This is a genomic window from Gordonia sp. GONU, from assembly GCF_024733855.1.
Lineage (GTDB): Bacteria > Actinomycetota > Actinomycetes > Mycobacteriales > Mycobacteriaceae > Gordonia > Gordonia amicalis.
In genome coordinates, this window is record NZ_JANRHB010000018.1 from 31,915 (window position 1) to 53,509 (window position 21,595).

General features: G+C 69.3%; 15 protein-coding genes and 1 tRNA gene. 6 read left to right on the forward strand and 10 right to left on the reverse strand.

Annotated features, from left to right (window positions below):
• Positions 1–267 precede the first annotated feature (267 nt).
• The 5 genes from thrB to argS are packed head-to-tail and all read right to left on the reverse strand — an operon-like array spanning position 268 to position 6,741.
• Entirely contained in the window at positions 268–1,272 is a 1,005-nt protein-coding gene (gene thrB, locus NWF34_RS16235; protein ID WP_024497333.1) for a homoserine kinase, read from the reverse strand.
• Positions 1,253–2,338, reverse strand: a complete 1,086-nt coding sequence (thrC, locus tag NWF34_RS16240) for a threonine synthase (RefSeq protein ID WP_024497332.1) — start codon at positions 2,336–2,338, stop codon at positions 1,253–1,255. Before thrC ends, thrB begins: the two co-directional genes overlap by 20 nt.
• Positions 2,331–3,674 carry a homoserine dehydrogenase gene (locus NWF34_RS16245; RefSeq protein ID WP_024497331.1) on the reverse strand — a complete coding sequence of 448 codons (1,344 nt, stop codon included), beginning with the start codon at positions 3,672–3,674 and terminating at the stop codon, positions 2,331–2,333. Before NWF34_RS16245 ends, thrC begins: the two co-directional genes overlap by 8 nt.
• A complete protein-coding gene (gene lysA / locus NWF34_RS16250) occupies positions 3,671–5,092 on the reverse strand; it encodes a diaminopimelate decarboxylase (RefSeq protein WP_024497330.1) in 1,422 nt (473 codons plus the stop codon). The genes NWF34_RS16245 and lysA overlap by 4 nt, the downstream gene beginning before the upstream one ends.
• Entirely contained in the window at positions 5,089–6,741 is a 1,653-nt protein-coding gene (gene argS / locus NWF34_RS16255; RefSeq protein WP_024497329.1) for an arginine--tRNA ligase, read from the reverse strand. The genes lysA and argS overlap by 4 nt, the downstream gene beginning before the upstream one ends.
• 155 nt (positions 6,742–6,896) lie before the next feature.
• On the opposite strand from argS, the gene NWF34_RS16260 reads away from it, so the two are divergent.
• The 3 genes from NWF34_RS16260 to NWF34_RS16270 all read left to right on the forward strand — a co-directional run bounded on the left by NWF34_RS16260 (position 6,897) and on the right by NWF34_RS16270 (position 9,032).
• On the forward strand, positions 6,897–7,721 hold the full coding sequence (locus tag NWF34_RS16260; protein ID WP_024497328.1) for a DUF3105 domain-containing protein: 825 nt from the start codon (positions 6,897–6,899) through the stop codon (positions 7,719–7,721).
• A gap of 17 nt (positions 7,722–7,738) precedes the next feature.
• Positions 7,739–8,494 (forward strand): DUF305 domain-containing protein, encoded by a 756-nt coding sequence (locus tag NWF34_RS16265; RefSeq protein ID WP_024497327.1) that lies wholly within the window; start codon positions 7,739–7,741, stop codon positions 8,492–8,494.
• A gap of 169 nt (positions 8,495–8,663) precedes the next feature.
• Positions 8,664–9,032, forward strand: a complete 369-nt coding sequence (locus tag NWF34_RS16270; RefSeq protein ID WP_024497326.1) for a VOC family protein — start codon at positions 8,664–8,666, stop codon at positions 9,030–9,032.
• Between the two features lie 95 nt (positions 9,033–9,127).
• Here NWF34_RS16270 and NWF34_RS16275 read toward each other — a convergent pair.
• From NWF34_RS16275 to NWF34_RS16295, 5 genes are all read right to left on the reverse strand, one after another.
• A tRNA-Arg gene (locus NWF34_RS16275) sits at positions 9,128–9,203 on the reverse strand.
• A gap of 56 nt (positions 9,204–9,259) precedes the next feature.
• Positions 9,260–12,235, reverse strand: a complete 2,976-nt coding sequence (locus tag NWF34_RS16280) for an AAA family ATPase (RefSeq protein ID WP_159405458.1) — start codon at positions 12,233–12,235, stop codon at positions 9,260–9,262.
• 13 nt (positions 12,236–12,248) lie between these two features.
• Complete coding sequence (locus tag NWF34_RS16285) at positions 12,249–13,448, reverse strand: exonuclease SbcCD subunit D (protein ID WP_159405459.1); 1,200 nt, start codon at positions 13,446–13,448, stop codon at positions 12,249–12,251.
• Positions 13,449–13,495: 47 nt separating this feature from the next.
• Positions 13,496–15,043: a DHA2 family efflux MFS transporter permease subunit gene (locus tag NWF34_RS16290; RefSeq protein WP_159405460.1), complete on the reverse strand. Its 1,548-nt coding sequence runs from the start codon at positions 15,041–15,043 to the stop codon at positions 13,496–13,498.
• A gap of 2 nt (positions 15,044–15,045) precedes the next feature.
• On the reverse strand, positions 15,046–15,711 hold the full coding sequence (locus NWF34_RS16295; protein ID WP_159405461.1) for a PadR family transcriptional regulator: 666 nt from the start codon (positions 15,709–15,711) through the stop codon (positions 15,046–15,048).
• 121 nt (positions 15,712–15,832) lie between these two features.
• Here NWF34_RS16295 and NWF34_RS16300 point away from each other — a divergent pair, with 121 nt between their 5' ends.
• The 3 genes from NWF34_RS16300 to NWF34_RS16310 are packed head-to-tail and all read left to right on the forward strand — an operon-like array spanning position 15,833 to position 21,584.
• Complete coding sequence (locus NWF34_RS16300) at positions 15,833–16,909, forward strand: glutathione S-transferase family protein (protein ID WP_024497321.1); 1,077 nt, start codon at positions 15,833–15,835, stop codon at positions 16,907–16,909.
• Complete coding sequence (locus NWF34_RS16305) at positions 16,906–17,631, forward strand: hypothetical protein (protein WP_024497320.1); 726 nt, start codon at positions 16,906–16,908, stop codon at positions 17,629–17,631. Before NWF34_RS16300 ends, NWF34_RS16305 begins: the two co-directional genes overlap by 4 nt.
• Entirely contained in the window at positions 17,628–21,584 is a 3,957-nt protein-coding gene (locus NWF34_RS16310) for an ABC transporter ATP-binding protein (RefSeq protein WP_024497319.1), read from the forward strand. Before NWF34_RS16305 ends, NWF34_RS16310 begins: the two co-directional genes overlap by 4 nt.
• The last annotated feature ends 11 nt before the right edge of the window (positions 21,585–21,595 follow it).

The following is a 21,595-nucleotide window of genomic DNA, read 5'->3' on the forward strand; positions in this document are numbered from 1 at the left end:
CGACCCCGGCCGGATACGATCGGCGTCACCGATCGGTGATGGATGAGAAGCACGGCAGGACAAGCCCGCGCGGCTAGACCAGAATATGTTAACCCCGTTCGCATGATAGGGGCAACACGCCGAAAGCGCCAAATGAGGCTCCGAATCGGAGGCTGTGGTCCTCGGCGAGACACCGCTGAACACCTCGTTCCCAACGCGCGTTGCCCGTCAGGTATTCCCCTCGGTCCCCGGAATGAAACGCGTCGGCGTGTGATGAGCGCCGCGACCTCAGCCCGCGCTGATGTCCACGCCGCCGGCGATGGCCACCGAGTGGGTGGTGAAGCCGAGTCCCTGCGCGAGTACCCGGATGTCGGCCGGGATCGGCGCCGTACCCAGCACCAGGACCGTGGGACCGGCGCCGGAGACCGTCGCGGCGTGGCCGCGTGCGCGCAGTTCGGCGACGAGGTCGCTGGTCGGCACCATCGCCGACGCACGATAGGGCTGGTGCAACCGGTCGGCGGAGGCGGCCATGAGATTGCGCGGGTCCGAGGTCAGGGCCACGACGGCGAGCGCGGCGCGGCTCAGGTTGAAGACCGCGTCGGCGCGCGGCACCGCGTCCGGCAGAAGTCCACGGGTGAATGACGTCGACGACTCGGTGTCGGGGACGAAGACGGTCGCGCACACATCGGGGTGCACCGACAGCCGGTGGGCGTGATACGAGTTCACCTCGTCGGCGGTGTCCGTCCAGGTGACGACGGCCGAACCGAGGACGCTCGCGGCGGCGTTGTCGGGGTGTCCCTCGAACTCACTGGACAACTGAACCAGTTCGTCGGCGGACAGGCCCACGCCGAATCCCGCGGCGGAGATCAGGCCGGACGCGGCGGCGAGGCCGGAGACCGCGGCCGCGGCCGAGGAACCGAGGCCCCGCGAATGCGGGATCTGGTTGATGCAGCGCAACTTCAGGCCCGGGGCGGACACTCCGGCATGCGCGAGACCGTGATTGAGGGCACGCACCACGAGATGGGACTCGTCGCGGGGGACGTCGGCGGAGCCCTCCCCCTCGACGTCGAGAACGACCCCGGCCTCGACGGTTTCCACGATCACTTCGTCGTAGATGCCCAAAGCGATGCCCAGACAGTCGAATCCCGGTCCGAGGTTGGCACTCGACGCCGGTACCCGGACGCGCGTCGAGAGACCCACGGGTAGCTGTCGCGTCGCCACCCCGGGATCGGTCATCTCGCCGTTCTGCGTCATCTCCTCGACCCCGGCGGTCTCAGCCGACACCGAGGGCATTCGCCACTGCCACCGGATCGACCGGGATCGCCTCGACCTCGGGGATGCCGGCCAGAGCCGTGTCCGGGTCCTTGAGGCCGTTGCCCGTCACGGTGCACACCACGGTCGAGCCGGCCTCGATCCAGCCGTCGGCGCGTGCTGCGAGGAGCCCGGCCACGCTCGCTGCGGACGCCGGCTCCACGAAGACGCCTTCCTTGCCCGCGATCAGGCGGTAGGCCTCGAGCAGCTTCTCGTCGGTGGCCGCGCGGAACTGCCCGTTCGACTCCTCCTTGGCCGCGACGGCCTGGTTCCAGCTCGCGGGCGACCCGATGCGGATCGCGGTCGCGATGGTCTCCGGCTCCTTGACGGGAGCGCCGTTCACCAGCGGAGCCGCCCCGGCGGCCTGCACACCGAGCATGCGGGGCAGCGAGGACGACACGCCGTCGGCGTGGTACTCGGTGTAGCCCTTCCAGTAGGCCGTGATGTTGCCGGCGTTGCCGACCGGCAACGCGTGCACGTCGGGTGCGCGACCGAGGACGTCGACGATCTCGAAGGCGGCCGTCTTCTGCCCCTCGATGCGGGCCGGGTTGACCGAGTTCACGAGCTCGATCTCGTCGAACTCCGCGGTGGCCTTGCGCGCGAGCTCGAGGCAGTCGTCGAAGTTGCCCTGCACCTGGATGATCTTGGCGCCGTGCATGACCGCCTGCGCGAGCTTGCCCATCGCGATCTTGCCCTGCGGGATCAGGACGGCGCAGGTGATCCCGGCGCGGGTCGCATAAGCCGCCGCCGAGGCGGAGGTGTTGCCCGTCGAGGCGCACAGCACCGCGGTCTTGCCGTTGTTGACCGCGTTGCTCACGGCCATCGTCATGCCGCGGTCCTTGAACGAACCGGTCGGGTTGAGACCCTCGACCTTGAGATAGACCTCACAACCGGTCAGCGACGACAGATGCGGGGCGCTGATCAGCGGGGTGCCACCCTCGAGCAGGGTGACGACCTTCCAGTCGTCGGCGACGGGCAGCCGCGAACGGTATGCCTCGATCAGGCCGGGCCACGCGCGGTGCACGGGCGCAGAAGTCGCTTCAGTCATCGGTACCTTCCAATCGCAACACACTCGACACCTTGATGACGGCGTCCATGTCTTCTAGCGCCGCAACGCAATCCGACTGCGCGCGGTCGGGGGCCCGATGGGTCACCACGATCAGGCGGGCATCGTCACCTGCGCCTTCCTGGCGCACGGCGGCAATGCTCACCGACCGCTTCGTGAACTCACCGGCGACCTGGGCGAGCACGCCCGGACGGTCGGACACGCGCATCGAGATGTAGTAGCGGGTGAACACGTCGTCGATCGGTGCGATCGGCAACGACGCATAGGTCGATTCGAGGGGGCCACGACCGCCGTGGACGCGGTTGCGCGCCGCCATCACCATGTCACCGAGCACGGCCGAGGCGGTGGGCGAACCACCGGCGCCCTGACCGTAGAACATCAGCCGGCCGGCGTTCTCCGCCTCGACCACGACCGCGTTGAAGGCCCCGTTGACAGTGGCCAGCGGATGGGTCAGCGGGATCAGCGCCGGGTACACACGCGCCGAGATCCGCTGCGAGCCATCGATGTCGCGGACGCGCTCGCAGATCGAGAGCAGCTTGATCGTGCAGTCGAACTTCTTGGCGGCGAGCAGGTCGGCCGCGGTGACCGAGGAGATGCCCTGACGGTGCACGTCGGCAGCGGTGACCCGGGTGTGGAAGGCGATCGACGCGAGGATCGCGGCCTTGGCCGCCGCGTCGTAACCCTCGACGTCGGCCGTCGGATCGGCCTCGGCGTATCCGAGACGACCGGCCTCGGCGAGCGCATCGGCGTAGTCGGCGCCGGTCTCGTCCATCGCCGAGAGGATGAAGTTGGTGGTGCCGTTGACGATCCCGGCGACGCGCTCCACCGTGTCGCCGGCCAGCGACTGCATGAGCGGGCGGACGACCGGGATGGCACCGGCGACCGCCGCCTCGAAGTACAGGTCGACCTTCGCCTCGGCGGCCGCGGTCGCGAGCTCGCCGGTGTACTCGGCGAGCAGCGCCTTGTTGGCGGTCACGACCGACTTGCCGCTCTGGAGCGCGGAACGGATCAGCTCGCGGGCCGGGTCGATGCCACCCATGAGTTCGACGACGATGTCGACGTCGTCGCGCGCGACGAGCGCCGCGGGATCGTCGGTCAGCAACTCCTGCCCGATCTTGCGCGGCCGGTTGAGATCTCGCACCGCGACGCCGCGGATCTCCACGGGCGCGCCCACGCGCGATCGCAGGTCGTCGGCGTTCTCGGTGATGATCCGCACCACCTCGGCACCGACATTGCCCATTCCGAGTACCGCCACCCCGATGGGCCGCACCGCATTCACCTCGCTTGTGTCACTTGCGTTCTGGACAGATCCGGTCACGAGCCCACCTCCAGGCTGAGGAAGTCTTCGATGGTCTCGCGCCGCAGCATCAGGCGGGCCTTTCCATCGGACACGGCCACGACCGGCGGCCGCATGGTCATGTTGTAGCGGCTCGACATCGAGTAACAGTAGGCACCGGTGGCGGCGACCGCGATGAGGTCACCGGGGCCCAGATCCTCCGGCAGCCAGCAATCCTTGATCACGATATCGCCACTCTCACAGTGCTTTCCGACGACGCGACAGACCACCGCGCGCGCGTCGGAGACCCGCGAGACCAGACGGACGTCGTATTCGGCGTCGTAGAGCACCGTGCGGATGTTGTCGCTCATGCCGCCGTCGACGGAGATGTAGCGGCGCACCGCGCCGCCGCCGATCTCCACGTCCTTGACCGTGCCCACCCGATACAGCGTGATGGTGCCCGGCCCGGCGATCGCCCGGCCGGGTTCGACGGCGATGACCGGCATCGGCAGACCCACGGCGGCGGACTCGCGGCGGACGATGTCGGCAAGGGTCTCCGCAACCTCCTGAACCGGCAGCGGACGCTCCTCCTCGAGGTACGAGATACCGAGTCCCCCACCGAGATCCACGATCGAGATCTGCGAGGTCTTCTCGACGCCGAACTCGTCGACGACATCGTGCAGCAGCCCGAGGACGCGATGGGCGGCGAGCTCGAAGCCGTCCATGTCGAAGATCTGCGAGCCGATGTGGCTGTGCAGACCGACGAGGCGCAGGTTGTCGGCGGCGAAGACCCGGCGGATCGCCTCCATCGCGACGCCGCCGGCGAGGGAGAAGCCGAACTTCTGGTCCTCGTGGGCGGTCGAGATGAACTCGTGGGTGTGCGCCTCGACACCGACGGTGACGCGGACGAGCACGTCGGTGACGGTGCCCCGCTCACCCGAGATGGCATCGAGCCGGTCGATCTCGATCATCGAGTCGAGCACCACGTGGCCGACACCGGCGTCGACCGCAGCGGCCAGCTCCTCGGGGCTCTTGTTGTTGCCGTGCAACGCGATTCGTTCGGCGGGGAAACCGGCGCGCAGCGCGATGGCGAGTTCGCCGCCGGTGCACACGTCCAGCGACAACCCCTCGTCGGCGACCCAACGGGCCACCTCGCTGCACAGGAAGGCCTTCGACGCGTAGTGCACCCGGCCGTAGGGGCCGAACGCCGCCATCATGTCGCGGCACCGGGACCGGAAGTCCGCCTCGTCGACGATGAACGCCGGCGTCCCGAACTCGGCGGCCAGCTCGCTCACCGGCACGCCGGCGATGCGCAGCTCACCCGAGTCGTCGCGGGCGGCGTTGCGAGGCCACACCTGGGGCGGGATGGCGGCGAGGACGGCCGGATCGTTCGGCCGCTGCGCGAGATGCGGCGCGGCCAGCAGTTCGGCGTGCCGGGGTCCGGCCGGGTGCGCGCTCACATCTGCTCCGGAGCACTGACGCCGACGAGCCCGAGACCGTTGGCCAGGACCTGACGGGTGGCCTCACACAGGGCGAGCCGGGCGCGGTGGATGTCGGCCACCTCCTCGTCGCCCTGGGGCAGGACGCGGCACTTGGCGTAGAAGCGGTGGTAGGTGCCGGCGAGGACCTCGAGGTAACGGCACACGCGGTGCGGTTCGCGCAGGGCGGCCGCGGTGGCGACCACTTCGTCGAAATCGCCGATGGTACGGATCAATTCACCCTCGGCCGGGTCGTCGAGCAGGTCGAGGTGGTCGAGCGAGGACACCACGCCCAGGTCGGCGGCGTTGCGCGCCAGCGCCGACATCCGGGCGTGCGCGTACTGCACGTAGTACACCGGGTTGTCGTTGGACTGTTTGGTCAGCAGGTCCAGGTCGATGTCGATGTTCACGTCCACCGACGAACGGATCAGCGAGTACCGCGCGCCGTCGACACCGACCGCGTCGACGAGGTCGTCGAGCGTGATGACGGTGCCCGCACGCTTGGACATGCGCACCGGCTTGCCGTCGCGGACGAGGTTGACCATCTGGCCGATGAGGACCTCGACGGTGGCCGGGTCGTCGCCGAGCGCGGCCGCGGCGGCCTTGAGGCGGCTGATGTATCCGTGGTGGTCGGCACCGAGCATGTAGATGCACAGGTTGAAGCCGCGGTTGCGCTTGTCGCGGTAGTAGGCGATGTCGCCGGCGATGTAGGCGGCGTTGCCGTCGCTCTTGATGACGACACGGTCCTTGTCGTCACCGAAATCGGTGGACTTCAGCCACCAGGCGCCGTCGCTCTCGTACAGGTTGCCGTTGCCCTTGAGCTCCTCGATGCACTCGTCGACGAGACCCGTCGCGAACATCTTGTCCTCGTGCGTGTAGACGTCGAAGTCCGTGCCGAAGTCGTGCAGGCTCTGCTTGATGTGGTCGAACATCAGGTCCACGCCGACGGCGCGGAAGGTCTCGACCCGGTCGGCCTCGGGCTTCGACAGCACGTCGGGCACCTTCTCGGTGACCTTGGCCGCGATGTCGGCGATGTAGTCGCCGGCGTAGCCGTCCTCCGGGGTCGGTTCGCCCAGCGCCGCGGCCTCGAGCGAACGCGCGAAGCGATCGATCTGGGCGCCGTGGTCGTTGAAGTAGTACTCGCGCGTCACGTCGGCGCCCCGAGCCGCCAGGACACGACCGAGTGCGTCACCGACGGCGGCCCAGCGGGTGCCGCCCAGGTGGATCGGTCCGGTCGGGTTCGCCGAGACGAACTCCAGGTTGATGATCGAGCCGGCCAGCTCCTTGCCGCGGCCGTAGCTCTCGCCCCGCTCCATCACGGTCGCGACGACGGTGTTCTGGGCGGCTGCACCGAGCCAGATGTTGACGAAGCCGGGACCCGCGACCTCGGTCTTGGCGATGCCCTCGGCGCCGGCGAAGGCATCGGCGAGCCATCCGGCCAGCTCACGGGGCGCCACACCGAGTCGTTTGCCGAGCTGCAGGGCGACATTGGTGGAGTAATCGCCGTGGTCAGCGTGACGGGGGCGCTCGACGACGATCAAGTCGGGCACCAGGTTCTCGTCCAGTCCGCGGTCACGGACCACGGTCAGGGTCACGGCGCGCAGCAGCGCGGCCAGGTCGGCGGGAGTCACGGGACACCATCCTATTGGCCGAGGGCCGCTCATCGATAATCGCACCCTCCCGGGGCCGGTGCCGTCCATCAGTAGACTCGTGTGCGCCGAGCGCGCGCCGGGGGGTACGACCGCCCGCGCGCATGGCGACCCCCGTCGTACGAGGAAAGAAGTCAATGGCGCGCAAACCAGGGGCGAACGTCCCCAAGGCTCGTAAGAAGTCCGGGTCCGTACCCACGGCGACCGGCCGGCAGGTCGACTGGATGCTGATCGGCGCGGTCGTCGTGGTCATCGGCCTCCTCGCGGGGCTCGCGATCTACCTCGTGCCCAAGTTCAACGACAAGCGCGCCAATGAGAAGGACGACGTGGCGGTCCAGTCGGTCTCCGAGTTCGTCCCGTCACCGCAGAACCCCGACCCGTCGAAGGACATCGACGGCGTGACGAAGATCTACTACCAGGCCGGCAAGCACGTGAACGCGTCCCAGCGCGTCGCCTACGACCAGTCGCCGCCCTTCGGCGGACCGCATGACGAGATCTGGGCCACCTGTACCGGCGTCGTCTACCCGAACCCGCTGCGCTCGGAGAACGCCGTCCATGCACTCGAGCACGGCGCCGTCTGGATCACCTACAACCCCGACACGGCCTCGCCTGAGGACGTCGACTACCTCAAGCGGCTCGTGCGCGGTGAACAGTACCTGTTCTTGTCGCCCTACCCCGGGCAGGACAAGCCGGTCTCGGTGCAGAGCTGGGGGCATCAGCTGAAGCTGGACTCGGCGAGCGACCCGCGGCTCGATCAGTTCATCACCTCGCTGCGCCGCAACATGATGCCCGGCGTCTACCAGGAGAACCCGCAGACCGCGGCATACCCGGAGACGCAGGCCACCTGCACCGCCATCCCGGGCTTCGATCCGTCGAATCCCCCGCCGGCCGACGAGGGCGCGCCCGGCGCCGGCGCCGTGCCCATGGACGGCGGCGGCAACAACCCGATGCCCGCGGGCTGATCGGACGGGAAACGAACATGAGCGAGACACCTGAGGGCACCGAGCCGACCACCGGCAGCGCCCCGTCACGTCGACGTCCGGCCATCCTCGCGCTCGCCGCGGTCGCGGTGCTGCTCGTCGGCGTCGGCCTCGGGCTGCTGATCCAGGCGAGCCTGGCCGACGACTCCTCCGGCGAGGACTCCCCCGCGGCGAACTCGGCCGCGGTCGGTTTCGCGCAGGACATGACGCGTCACCACGAGCAGGGCGTCGAGATGGCCGCGATCGAACTCGAGCACGGCACCGATCCCCAGGTGCGGAGCATGGCCTTCGACATCCTCACCGCCCAGAGCAACGAGATCGGGCAGATGCAGTCCTGGCTGACCCGCTGGGGTCAACCCGTCACCAACCCCGGCGAGGCGATGGGCTGGATGGGCCACGGATCGTCGACGGAGACGTCCGGTGACGATCACGGCGACATGGACCATGGCGATCACGAGTCCACCCCGGCCGCCGGCGCCGAGCAGCCGGCCATGCCGGGCATGGCGACGTCGGCGGAGATGGAGCGGTTCCGCGCGATGCGCGGGCCCGAGGTCGACACGACCTTCCTGCAGCTGATGCTCCGCCACCACGAGGGCGGGCTCCACATGATGGAGTACGCCGCGAACCCGGCCAACGTCTCGCAGCCCTACGTCCGCGACCTCGCGTCGGCGATGCAGCGCACGCAGGACAAAGAGATCGGCATCATCGAGGCCATGCTGGCCGAGCGCAACGCGCAGCCGCTGCCGATGAACTGACCTCCCCCTACCGGACGAGAATCGCCACCTCCGCCCGGAATCGCCAGCTGTAGCCGGCGATTCTGTAGCGGAGGTGGCGATTCTCGTTTGGTGGTAGCTTCTGGCACAGCGTCGCGTGCCGGTGGCGGACCGCGTCAGGCATGGAGGCGCCGGAGCGAAAGTCTCGCCCATGCCAGTCAGTTTCAACCACATCATCATCGGTGCCCACGAACCGACCGTCTCCGCGCAGTTCTATGTCGAGGTCCTCGGCGCCCGGCCGACGACCAACTGGGGCCCGTTCGTCAACATCCTGCTCGACGACGACACGCTGTTGCAGTTCGCGCCGGCTCCCGTGAACGAGCCGATCCATCTCGCGTTCCTGATGAACGACGACGAGTTCGATCGCGGGTATGCCGCCCTACGACGCCGCGGCGTCGAACACTGGGCGGATCCGCAGATGCGGCGCCCGGACGCGATCTCCATCGAGGAGGGACGCCGCGTGTACTTCAAGGACCCGTCGGGTCAGCTGTTGGAGATGCTCACCGAGCCGTACGTGTGATCCGCAAAACCACCGATCGCAAAACCACCACGAATGGAGAAACCCACCGCCCCGAAGGGTGGTGGGTTTCTCCAAAAGTGGTGGGTTTGCGGTTGTGGTGCCCCCGGCAGGATTCGAACCTGCGGCCTTCTGCTCCGGAGGCAGACGCTCTATCCCCTGAGCTACGGGGGCTCATCGGGCGGAACCCAGACTAGCGCACGCTCACCGGCACATCACAATCGGGCAGCTCACGACACGCCGAGTGGACTCTGCACCCGTAGCGTCGAGCCGTGTTCGCCCCGCAGGACGTGCAGTTGGGCCGGGATTCGGGCCCGCAGCTCGTCGACGTGGCTGACGACGCCGACGACCCGCCCGCCGGAGCGGAGGTCGTCGAGGACGCCCATGACGAGGTCGAGGGCCTCCGGGTCGAGGGTGCCGAAACCCTCGTCGATGAAGATCGTGTCGAGGACGCGACCCCCGGATTCGGCCGACACGACGTCGGCGAGGCCCAGCGCGAGGGCCAGCGACGCGAAGAAGGTCTCCCCACCCGACAGCGTGGTGGTGGCACGCAGCACGCCGGTGTACTCGTCGCGTACCTCGATCCCCAGACCGCCGCGCCGGCCACGCACGCCGGCGGCGTCGGAATGGACGAATTCGTATCGCCCTGAAGACATCTCGCGCAGGCGGCCCGATGCCGCGACCAGCACCTCGTCGAGCCGCGCGGCCAGCACATAGGACCGCAGCGACATACGACGAGAGTTCTGTCCGCGTCCGCTCACGAGCTCGGCGAGACCCTGCAACTCGTCATGCCGCGCCTTGAGCGGCGCCAGCGCATCGAGAGCCGCCCAGAATCCCGCCACATACTCTTCGAGGTCGGTACGGCGTTGTGCCGCCACCGCATTCACGCGGGCGGCATCGTCGCGACGGGCCCGTGCGGTCACCAGATCCGCGGTGAGACGGGCGACGTCGACCTCCGGTGCCTCCAGCGCTGCGCATACGTCGGGATCGGCGAGGGTCTCCTCGGCGCCGGCGCGTATCGCCGCCGCCTCTTCGAGCAGCTTCTCCCAGTGACGGATCTGAGTGTGCGACGCGGCGGCAGCCCGCACCTCGTCCGCGCCGACGAATCCGGCGTCCGCACAGGCGGCGGCGAGCCGCTCGGCGATCTCGGTGCGACGGCCACGCGCCCGGTCGAGTTCGCGCCGGGCCTCCCGCAGAGTCCTTGTGCGGCGACAGAGTTCGGCGAGCTCGCGACGGCGCTGGGCGATCCCCATCCGCCCGCCGGTCGCCTCCTGGACCTCGGCGTCGAGGGCCTTCAGGTTCTCGCGCAGAGCCGTCAGACGTTCACGACGCCCCGCTTGCGCGGTCTCGTGGTCGGCCAGAGTCCGGCGCCGGTCGGCGATCTCGGCGTCGATCCGTTCGACGGCGTCCTGCAGAGCGGGCGTGCGCGCGGCCGCTCGCTCGGCGGACGCGAGGTCGGCGACCAGCCGGGCGTGACCGGCCTCGGTCGCGGCGCGCTCGGCGCCGGCGATGACGGCGTCGAGATTGGCCTGCCGTTCCCGCAGTGCGGCTACCGCGGACTGCGCGATGGCCTTGATCGCACTCGCACGTTCCTCGGCGGCCGCAGCTTCCTTCTCTTCGGCCTCTCCCACGGAGGCGTCGGCGTCGCCGGCAGCCGGCGCGGGATGCCCCACCGAGCCGCAGACGACACACGGCTCCCCGTCCACGAGGGCGCCGGCCAGTTCGACGGCCATCCCGGTGAGGCGTCGTTCGCGGATGTCGAGCTGGTGTTCTCTTGCGGCAGAATGCTTCTCCCGCGCGTCGAGGAGGTCCTGCTCGGCGTCGGCCAGTTGCGCGAGCACCTCGTCGCGATCGGTGAAGGCCTGGAGGACCCGCCAGGCGTGGTCGCGTTCGGCACGCAGCTTCGGCGCCTGGACACGCAACTCGTCGGCGGACCGAAGCGCGGCGACCGCCTCGTCGCGGCGAGCGGGCGCGGACTCGAGCCGTGTACGTGTCTCCGCGGCCTGCTCTTCCGCGGCCGCGATCGTCTTCTCGAGTCCGTCGACGTCGGCGACGAGCCGGGGACGCTCCGCGACGCGTTTCGCGAGTGGCTCCCAGCGGCCCGATTCCTCGGTCCAGCGGTCCACGGCCGCGACGAGCGCCGAATCGTCACAGTCGGTTTCGCACAGGGCCCGGCCCTCGGCGAGTTCGGCGAGGGCCGCGCGTGCGCCATCGGCCGCGGCGGACGCGGCGGCGACCTCGGCGTCAGAGCGCTCGTGGTCGTCGGCGAGCGGCGCGATGGGTGCGGCGCGCAGGGCGAGCCGACGCGACTGCTCGGCGGCCGTCAGCGTCGTCTCTCCGTCGGCGAGCCGGGCGAGTCGTTCACGCGCCTGCAGCCCACGACGACGCAACTCGTCGACGCGCCGGCCGTGCTCGTGGGCGGCTTCCGCCTGCTCGACCGCCGCCTGCGCGGCGGTCGATTCCGCCAGTGCGTGTTCCGCGGCCTGCCGGGCCGAGTCGAGACACCCCTGGGCCCAGTCGAAGTCGGGTTCCGCGGGCGCCTGGGTGCCGCTGATCGCGACGATCTGCCCGGCGATGCGGTCGAGGGTGCCGGCGTGCTCGGCCAGTGTGGCCGCGCTCTCACGGGCCCGGTCGCGGAGCCACTCCTCGAGGTCGCCGAAGCGCTCGGTGTCGAAGAGCCGCTCCAGCAACTCCTCCCGTTCGTCGGAGTGTGCCCGGAGGAATCGGGCGAAGTCGCCCTGCGGCAGCAGCACGACCTGGAAGAACTGCTCGGCACTCATGCCGAGCAGACGAACGACCGCTTCGCCGATCTCGGGGATACGGGTGAGGTCCGGACCCGAACCGTCCACCCAGACCAGCGACGCGCAGGCATTGATCTTCCGCTTCCCGTCGCCGCGCTTCTTGGGGCGTTCGTGTTCGGGCGAGCGGGTGATGCGCATCCGGCGGGAACCGATGGTGGCCTCGAGTTCGACCTCCGGAACCGTCTCGGGGGCAGCATGATCCGAGTGCAGGCGACGATTGGTGTCCCGCGCGCCGGGGACCCGTCCGAACAACGCGAACGCCACCGCGTCGAGGACCGTGGTCTTGCCCGCGCCCGTCTGTCCGTGCAGGAGGAACAGGCCGTCCGCGCCGAGCTCGTCGAAGTCGACGGTGACCTCGTCGGCGAAGGGGCCGAACGCACGAATCCGAATCCGGTGCAGTCTCATACGGTTTCCGTGCTCATGCGGTCTCCGCCCGGAACGCGTCGAGGGCGAACAGCGCCAGCTCGCCGTTGGCGCCGGCGTCCGCCCCGGGTTCGCCGACGACGGCGCGCAGCGCGCGTTCGATGAGTACCCGCTCCCCCTTGGTCGGGGTGTCGCGGACGTCCTCGACGAAGGAGTTGATGATCTCGGCATCGCTCCGGCCGCGGACCCGCGAGCGATAGTCGACCCCGGAACCGGTGTGCGGACGATCCCACTGCACGTGCACCGCGAACGGGAATCGCTCCCGCAGGCGGCGCATCGCGTCGAGCGGACGCACCGTATCGGTCAGCGTCGCCTCGACGTAGTGGTCCTCGACGGCGAGGAACTGTTCCGCGGTCAGCAATTCGTCGAGAGTTCCACGCAGTGAACTCAATTGGCGCACGACGGGTAGTTCGTTGCGGCGGATCTCGGTGACGCCGTCGGCGTCGAGTTCGATGATCCAGACCGCCTTGCGGTGGGTGCGCTCGCCGAAGGAGTACGGCAGCAGCGAGCCGCTGTAGCGCACCGTGTCGGTGACGCGCTGCGGAGAGTGAAGGTGACCGAGGGCGACGTAGTCGACGCCGGAGAAGGTCTCGGCGGGAACGGTTTCCACTCCCCCGACACTGATCGAACGCTCCGATCCGGAGGCCGCCGCGCCGCTGACGAAGGCATGGGCGACGACGACCGATCGCGACTGTCGGGTTTCGAGGTCGGCCCGGATGCGGCTCATCGCGGCGTCGAGCACCGCGGTGTGGCCGCACACCTCGTCGACGCCGAGGTGGCGTCGGGCGGTGTCGGGTTCGAGGTATGGGATGCCGTACACCGCGACCTCGCCGTGCGCGTCGGACAGGACGACCGGATCGGCGATCGCGTCGATCGAGGTCCGCAGGTGCAACCCGCCCGCAGCGGCGAACGACGAACCCGCACCCAGGCGCGTGGCCGAGTCGTGGTTGCCCGACGTCACGACGATCTGCGCCCCCGCGGCCGCGATCTCGGCCAGACCGTCGTCGTAGACACGGACCGCGTCTGCCGAGGGCACCGAGCGGTCGTAGACGTCACCGGCGACGATGACTACGTCGGCCGATTCGGCCGCCACCAACGCGGCGAGGTGGCTCAGCGCGCGACGCTGGTCGGCGAGCAGGTCGACACCGTGGAACGTCCGGCCCAGGTGCCAGTCGGAGGTGTGCACGATCCGCATGATGACAAACCATACGGTCGGGCCCCGACAGATCGGGGGACGCGCGCTCAGGCCCCGGTCACGGGGACGGTGTGAGTCGCGCTACCCGTCGCGGCATCCGCCGGGCCGGCGGGCGCGCGCGACGGCAACTGGTGCGCCGGCCGGACGAAGAAGAACGTCGCCACGACACCGACCAGCAACGCGGCCGCCGGCAGGTAGAGCGACTGGCCCATCGCGGTGGCGAAGCCCTCACGGAGAAACTCCGGCAACTGGTTCGCGCCGGTGCTGTCCTGCGCCGCGGCGGCGTCGATCCCGGGCAACTCGGCCGCGAGGCGGGACTGCAGAAGGGCCCCGATCATCGCCGAACCCAGCACCGAGCCGATCACGCGCAGCGTGTTGTAGACACCCGCACCCGCACCCGCCTGATGCCACGGCAGGTTGCGCGTGGCGGTGGCCGCCAGCGGTGCCCAGATCCCGGCGGACGCGATACCCATCAGACAGAGCGGCAGGATGATCATCCAGACCGGCGTCTCCGGGCGCGCGACCACGCCCAGCCAGCCGATCGCGATGGCGTTGAGCAGCAACGCGATGGAGACGATGGCGCGTGGGTGCACGCGGTCGACGATGCGCCCGACGATCGGCGCGAGGACACCGGTCAGGATCGCCATCGGGACCAGCACGACCGCCGATCGGGTGGGTGTCATACCGCCCACGAGCTGCAGGAAGAAGGTCAGCGGGATCATCATGGCCGACACCGCGAAACCCATCGAGGAGATACCGACGGTGGCCAGCGAGAAATTGCGGTCGCGGAACAGCGAGAGCGGGAGCAGCGGCTCGGTGCGGATGCGCGACTGCCACCAGACGAAGACCGCCAAGAACACCAGACCGCCGACGATCAGCGCCCAGATCCACGCCGCCCAGTCGAAGCTCTCGCCCTCCTGGATGCCGAACACGAGCGCGGACAGACCGATCGCCGACAGGACCACGCCGATCCAGTCGAACTGGTGGTCCTTTGTCTCGACCTTCGGAACGAGGGTCGCGGCGAGCACCAGTCCTGCGATGCCGACCGGCAGGTTGATGAAGAAGATCCATTCCCAGCCGAGAGCGTCGGTCAGAATGCCGCCGAGCAGCGGGCCCACCAGAGTGGCCACACCGGCGACCGTGCCCCAGACACCCATGGCCGCACCGCGTTTCTCCGGCGGGAAGATACGCGTGATCAGCGACATCGTCTGCGGGGTGATGAGCGCGGCGCCGATGCCCTGCAGGCCGCGTGCGGCGATGAGCTCACCGATCGACGACGACAGGCCGCACCACACGCTCGCGAGGGTGAAGACGATCAGGCCGAGCTGATACATCGTCTTCGGGCCGTACTTGTCCCCGAGACGGCCGGTGATGAGCAGCGGCACCGCATACGTCAGGAGATAGGCACTGGTGACCCAGACGACGCCGTTGACATCGGTGTCGAGATCGGCCTGGATACGCGGCTGGGCGACCGCCACGATCGTCATGTCGACGAGGATCATGAAGAAGCCCACGCACAGCGCCATCAGCGCAGCCCAGGGCCTCGTCGTCACCTCGGAGCCGGCGACCCCGGCGGCGGGGGTGGAACGGGTCATCTCTACTCGACCTTCTGTGTCAGGCGTTCGGTGTCGGGGGAGGTGTTCGGAGCCGGAGAGGTATTCGGCCCGGCGGGAACGCGATACGGCGAATCCGGGTCGTCGAGCCATGCGATGCGGTACGTGCGGAGGCGGTCGACGAGGTCGTCGAGCCATGCGATCTGGGCGGTGAGTGTCGCGATCCGGCAACCCTCGTCCAGGAAGAACATCTCCGGTTTGCCGCGGGACCGGATCTCCGCAACGGCGACCTCGACGTCGGCGAGGTCGGCCCGCATGGTCGCGATCCTCCGGTCGAGGAGTTCGACGACCCGGTTCCGGGGCAGCCCGTGCGCCTCGGACAGCGCGAGGTACAGCTCGGGGTATTCCTCGGGTCTCGTCTCGAGGATGCGTTCGAGATTGTCGGTGAGCGCTCCCCGACCCTGCTCGGTGATCGCGTACACGGTCCGTTCGGGACGGTTGCCCTCGCGACGGACCTCGTGGACCTCGATCAGTCCGTTCTCGAAGAGCCGGTCCACCGCGTGGTACAGCGTGCCGGCCCGGAACTTCGCCAGGCGGTCCTCGCGGCGCGCGACAGTCGTCTGCACCATCTCGTAGGGGTGCATCGGACGTTCGTGGAGGAGGCCGAGCACCAGGATCGCCACCGGTCCGAGCGGGGTGGAACACGCCATGCGCGAACCTCCTGGTCCGACGACCCCGAGGTCGTGTGATCGGCGTCGAATATTCCAGTCGGAATATACGCACATGTCCGGACCCTGCCAACTGTCACCGGCCATCACTACTGTGGTGAGCATGACTCGTGCGCCCGAGGATTCCACCGCCAGCGACCACACCGCGACAAGCGATTCCGGCGAACAGGGCAGTTATGTGATGTCCGGCCAGGAATTCGTGCGGGACACCAAGTACATCGAAACCCGCATCACCGCAGACGGTCGCGACGGTTACCCCGTCGAGGCGGGTCGTTATCGTCTCGTCGCCGCGCGCGCCTGCCCCTGGGCCAACCGGACGCTGATCGTCCGTCGGCTCCTCGGGCTCGAAGACGCCATCTCTCTCGGACTCTGCGGGCCCACCCACGACAAGAACTCGTGGACCTTCGATCTCGACCCGGGCGGCCTCGACCCCGTCCTGCAGATCCCACGACTCAAGGACGCCTACGAGAAGCGGTTCCCCCGCTATCCCAAGGGAATCACCGTGCCCGCGATCGTCGACGTCCCCACCGGCGAGGTCGTGACCAACGATTTCCCCCAGATCACCATCGACTTCTCGCTCGAGTGGACGGCGTTCCACCGCGACGGCGCACCCGAGCTCTACCCCGAGCACCTGCGCGACGAGATCGACGAGGTGAGTCGAGGCGTCTACACCGAGGTCAACAACGGCGTCTACCGATGCGGGTTCGCCGGCAGTCAGGAGTCCTACGACGCCGCCTACGACCGCCTGTTCACCAAGCTCGACGAGCTCTCCGCGCGGCTGTCGACGCAGCGATACCTGGTCGGCGACACCATCACCGAGGCCGACGTCCGCCTGTTCACCACCCTGGCCCGCTTCGACCCCGTCTACCACGGCCATTTCAAGTGCAATCGCAGCAAGCTCAGCGAGATGCCGGTGCTGTGGGCGTACGCGCGTGACCTGTTCCAGACCCCGGGCTTCGGCGACACCACCGATTTCACCCAGATCAAGCAGCACTACTACATCGTGCACACCGACGTGAACCCCACCCAGATCGTGCCGAAAGGCCCCGACCTGCGGGGATGGCTCACCCCCCACCATCGTGAGGAACTCGGCGGACGCCCCTTCGGCGACGGCACACCACCCGGCCCCCCACGACCCGCCGAGGTCGTCCCCGAAGAGAATTGGGTACCGAAGTCATGACCGACACCGCTCGCAACCAGCCCGGCAAAGCCGTCGAGGTCACCGGCGGAATCCTCGACCGCGCGCAGAGGCTCCAAGGCCCCGCGGTGAAGAAGTACGTCGCCTCATTGCGCCGCAAATACCCCGACGACTCCCCCGCGCAGATCATCGAGCGGCTCGAGAAGCGCTACCTGAACGCCGTCACCGGCTCGGGTGGGGCCGTCGGTGCGGCCGCGGCCGTGCCCGGTGTGGGAACCATGACAGCCTTCGGCGCGATGACCGGCGACACCGCCTTCTTCCTCGAGGCCTCGGCGTTGCTCGCCCTGTCCGTCGCCGAGGTTCACGGCATCGGCGTCCACGAGACCGAACGACGCAAGGCACTGGTCCTGGCGGTCGCACTCGGCGAGGAGGGCGTGCTCGCGCTCGGCCGGGTCGTCGGTACGCGAGGCGGCCCCCTTCGCCGACTCGGCGGTGCGGCCCTACCGTCGGGCGCCATCACCAGATTGAACAAGACCCTCGTCAACAAACTCGTGCGCAAGTACGCGATCCGGCGCGCACCGTTGATCTTCGGCAAGCTGATGCCGGCCGGCATCGGTGCGGTGATCGGTGGCGCGGGAAGCCGCGCACTCGGTCGCAAGATCGTGCACAACGCGCGTGAGGCGTTCGGTCCCGCGCCTGTCTTCTGGGTACTCGACGCCGAGGTGGTGGGCGAGACGAGCCCGTTGCCGCCCGGCTCGCGGTGATCCCGGGACCCTTCGCGCCTCCCGCCACCGGGAGCACCCCGACCACCTCACCGGGCTGGATCCGGAAGCTGGTCGGAGAGACGTGGCGTTACCGTCGCATCGTCGTCGTGACCCTGACCGTCACGATGATCGCGGTGGCCGTCGACGTCGTGATGCCCCTGCTGGCCAAAGGGGCGGTGGACCGGGCCACCGGCGTGATCGACGACGATCTCGCCCTGTCCACCATCATCACCGGGCTGGTCGTCCTGGCTCTCGTGCGCTACGTCTGCCATTTCGGGCGGCGCGTGTTCGCGGGCCGACTCGCGATCAACGTGCAGAACAACCTGCGCCGACGCCTGCTGGACACCCTGCTCCATCTCGACGGCCGCAGTCAGCACCAGATCCGGACGGGGCAGATCGTCTCCCGCTCCATCTCCGACATCCAGGTGGTCCAGGGACTGCTCGCGATGGCTCCGCTGTCGATGGGCGCCGCGGTCCAGATGGTCGTGGCCCTCGGGATCATGGCCTATCTCTCGCCGATGCTCACCGCCGTCGCGCTGGTGATCGCGCCACTCATCGCCCTCGAGGTCTTCCGTACCCGCCGGAAGCTGTTCGCCGCGACGTGGTCCGCCCAGCAATCCGCGGCCGACGTCGCCCAGCACGTGGAAGAGACGGTCACCGGCGTACGCGTCGTCAAGGGCTTCGGCCAGGAGGACCGCGCCGTCGACGGACTGGTGACGCGCTGCCGCACGCTGTTCGCCCGGCGTCTGCGCGCGGCGCGGATCAACGCCCGGTTCGGCCCGACCCTGGGCGCCATCCCCCAGCTGGGAATGGTCGGGGTGATCGTCGTCGGCGGCTACCTGACGATGACGGACGCGATCACCGCCGGCACGTTCCTCGCCTTCACCACCTACGTCACCGCGATGACGGGCATCGCCCGCCTCCTCACCAACCTCATCGTCAACGCCCAGCTGGCCCGCGCCGCGGTCGAACGCGTCTACGACGTCATCGATCACCCGCGCGACCCCGGCGAAACCGCCACCGGCACGCTGCCCGACGGGCAGCTCGGCGTCGAACTGGACCATGTCTCCTTCGCCCATCACACCCATGAGGCGGATGACCCGCCTGCCGTGCTCACCGGCATCGACCTGCGGATCGAACCGGGTGAATGCGTGGCGATCGTCGGCCCGCCCGGCTCCGGGAAGTCCACCGTCGCCGATCTGGTCAGCCGCTTCGAGCGGCCCGACGCGGGCACCATCTCCCTCATCGGCTCCGACGGGCCGCACCCGGTGGACTCGCTGACGCCCGGCGCGCTGCACGGCGCCGTGGCCGTCGTCTTCGACGAGCCCTTCCTGTTCTCCGACACGATCACCGCGAACATCGCGATGGGGCCCGCCGCCGCCGTCGATCCCGACTCCCTCGCCGACCGGGTCGCGGCAGCCGCCGCGGCGGCCGATGCGGCGGAGTTCATCGAGGCACTGCCCGACGGCTATGAGACCGTCGTCGGCGAGCGCGGCCTGACCCTCTCGGGCGGACAGCGCCAGCGGGTCGCCCTGGCGCGCGCCCTCTTCGCCGATCCGCGCGTCCTGGTGCTCGACGACGCGACGTCGGCGGTCGACGCGACCACCGAGGCCCGGATCCTCGGCCGCCTGCGCGATGAGAACCGCACCATGCTGGTCCTGGCCCATCGGCGGTCGACGCTCGTGCTCGCCGATCGGGTGGCCGTGCTCGACGACGGCCGGATCACCGCGATCGGCACACTGGCCGAACTCGAGGCCGGGTCGGCGAGGTTCCGCGAGCTGATGACCGACGCCGTGGGAGACCTCGATGGCCCGTCGACACCCGCGCCGCCGAACGTCTCCGCAGACGACATCGAGAACCTCTGGCCCACAACTGATCTCCCGGCCGGGCAGCCACCTGCCCGGCCCGGCACAGCGGTCGGCGCCGGACCACGGGCCGGGCGTCGCGGCGGCGGCGGTGTCGCCGGCGCCCTGGGTTCGATGCCCGCGACGCCCGAACTCCAGGCGAGGGTCGACGCACTGCCGCCGGCCGTCGAGGACCCCGAGGTGGACGTCGCCGACGTCCGGCGCGAGAACCCGCACTTCACGCTCCGCGGACTGCTGAGACCGGTCCGATGGCTACTCGCCTTCGCGTTGGCGGCCATCGCCGTCGACACCCTCATCGGCCTGGTGTTCCCCAGCATCGCCCGCGCCGTCATCGACGCCGCCGGAGACCACGACCAGCGCACCCTGTGGTGGGCGGCGGTCGGCGGTGTGGTGCTCGTCGGGGTCGGGTGGGTCGCCGCGTCGTTGTTGACGCTGACCTCCACACGCGCCGGCGAACGTGTGCTGTTCGGGCTGCGCATCCGCAGCTACGCCCACATCCAGCGGCTCGGGCTGGACTATTACGAACGCGAACTGTCGGGTCGCATCATGACGCGGATGACGACCGACATCGACGCATTGTCGACCTTCCTGCAGACCGGGCTCACCTCGGCGATCGTCGCGCTCCTGACCCTGGTCGGGGTCACGATCGCGTTGCTGGTCACCGGCCCGTTGCTCGCACTGCTGGTCCTTCCGGTCTTCCCGCTCCTCGTCGCCGCCACGATCGTCTTCCGTCGGGTCGCGAGCGCCGCCTACACGCGGTCCCGCGAACTGATCAGCACCGTGAACGCCGACTTCCAGGAGAACATCGCCGGGATCAAGACCACTCAGAGCTACCTCCGCACCGCGGGTGCACAGGAACGATTCGCGCAGCGGTCCGCGGCGTGGGTCGAGGCGCGGATGGTGTCGCAGCGAGCGATCGCGTCGTACTTCCCGCTCATCATGCTGATGTCGGACATCGCCACCGCGATCGCGCTCGGCGTCGGCGCCGGCCAGGTGGCGGCCGGGTCGCTGTCCGCGGGCACCCTGGTCGCATTCGTCCTCTATCTCACGATGCTGTTCGGTCCCGTCCAGCAACTGTCGCAGGTCTTCGACGGTTACCAGCAGGCGGCGGTCGGCCTGCGCCGGATCGGCGACCTGCTGCGGACCCCGAGTTCGCTGCGGGTCAACCCGGACGCCGCGGCACCGCCGGCGACCGGCTTCGACGGCGAGGTCGAGTTCGACCGGGTCGGCTTCCGCTATCAGGGTGCGGAGTCCGACGCGCTGCACGACGTCGACCTGCACATCCCGGCCGGAACCTCGCTCGCACTCGTCGGCCGGACCGGCGCGGGCAAGTCGACGATCGTCAAACTGCTCGCCCGCTTCTACGACCCGACGACCGGACGCGTCCTCGTGGACGGCACCGACATCGGCGATCTCGTCCTCTCCGGATATCGTCGCCGCCTGGGTCTGGTCCCGCAGGAACCGCACCTGTTCACCGGGACCGTCGCGGACAACATCGCCTACGGGCGGCCGGATGCCGACCGGGCGACGATCGTCGAGGCCGCTGCCGCGGTGGGTGCTCTTCCGATGATCGCGGCTCTGCCCGGGCGCATGAATCACCCCATCGGCGAACGCGGTCAGGGTCTCAGCTCCGGCCAGCGTCAGCTGATCGCGCTGGCCCGGGCCGAACTCGTCGACCCCGATCTGCTCCTGCTCGACGAGGCCACCGCCACGCTCGACCAGGCGACCGAGGCGCAGGTCCTGGTGGCCGGCCGCGAGATGACGCGGCGCCGGACCTCGGTCATCGTCGCCCACCGGCTGGCCACCGCTGCCCGTGCCGACCTCATCGCGGTGGTCGACGGCGGCCGGATCGTCGAACTCGGAACACATGACGAACTACTGGCGTTGGACACTCTGTATCGCGGCTTCTGGGAAGCCGGTGTGGACCCCGACGAGGCCGCGGTGACGGAGCCCGACGCGACGGTGCACGCCGTGAGGAAGAATGCGGTGGGTGCCGACCTCACGGGCTCGGGACAGGACGCGCAACGAGGCGCATCGCACACCGACAACCGAACCATCCGCGCCGGATCACCCGAGATGACGATCTGACTCCGTAGTAG

Coding starts and splice junctions, on each gene's coding strand:
- thrB (WP_024497333.1), bottom strand. CDS start 1,272: ATGCCCTCGGTGTCGGCTGAGACCGCCGGGGTCGAGGAGATGACGCAG.
- thrC (WP_024497332.1), bottom strand. CDS start 2,338: ATGACTGAAGCGACTTCTGCGCCCGTGCACCGCGCGTGGCCCGGCCTG.
- NWF34_RS16260 (WP_024497328.1), top strand. CDS start 6,897: ATGGCGCGCAAACCAGGGGCGAACGTCCCCAAGGCTCGTAAGAAGTCC.
- NWF34_RS16265 (WP_024497327.1), top strand. CDS start 7,739: ATGAGCGAGACACCTGAGGGCACCGAGCCGACCACCGGCAGCGCCCCG.
- NWF34_RS16270 (WP_024497326.1), top strand. CDS start 8,664: ATGCCAGTCAGTTTCAACCACATCATCATCGGTGCCCACGAACCGACC.
- NWF34_RS16280 (WP_159405458.1), bottom strand. CDS start 12,235: ATGAGACTGCACCGGATTCGGATTCGTGCGTTCGGCCCCTTCGCCGAC.
- NWF34_RS16285 (WP_159405459.1), bottom strand. CDS start 13,448: ATGCGGATCGTGCACACCTCCGACTGGCACCTGGGCCGGACGTTCCAC.
- NWF34_RS16290 (WP_159405460.1), bottom strand. CDS start 15,043: ATGACCCGTTCCACCCCCGCCGCCGGGGTCGCCGGCTCCGAGGTGACG.
- NWF34_RS16295 (WP_159405461.1), bottom strand. CDS start 15,711: ATGGCGTGTTCCACCCCGCTCGGACCGGTGGCGATCCTGGTGCTCGGC.
- NWF34_RS16300 (WP_024497321.1), top strand. CDS start 15,833: ATGACTCGTGCGCCCGAGGATTCCACCGCCAGCGACCACACCGCGACA.
- NWF34_RS16305 (WP_024497320.1), top strand. CDS start 16,906: ATGACCGACACCGCTCGCAACCAGCCCGGCAAAGCCGTCGAGGTCACC.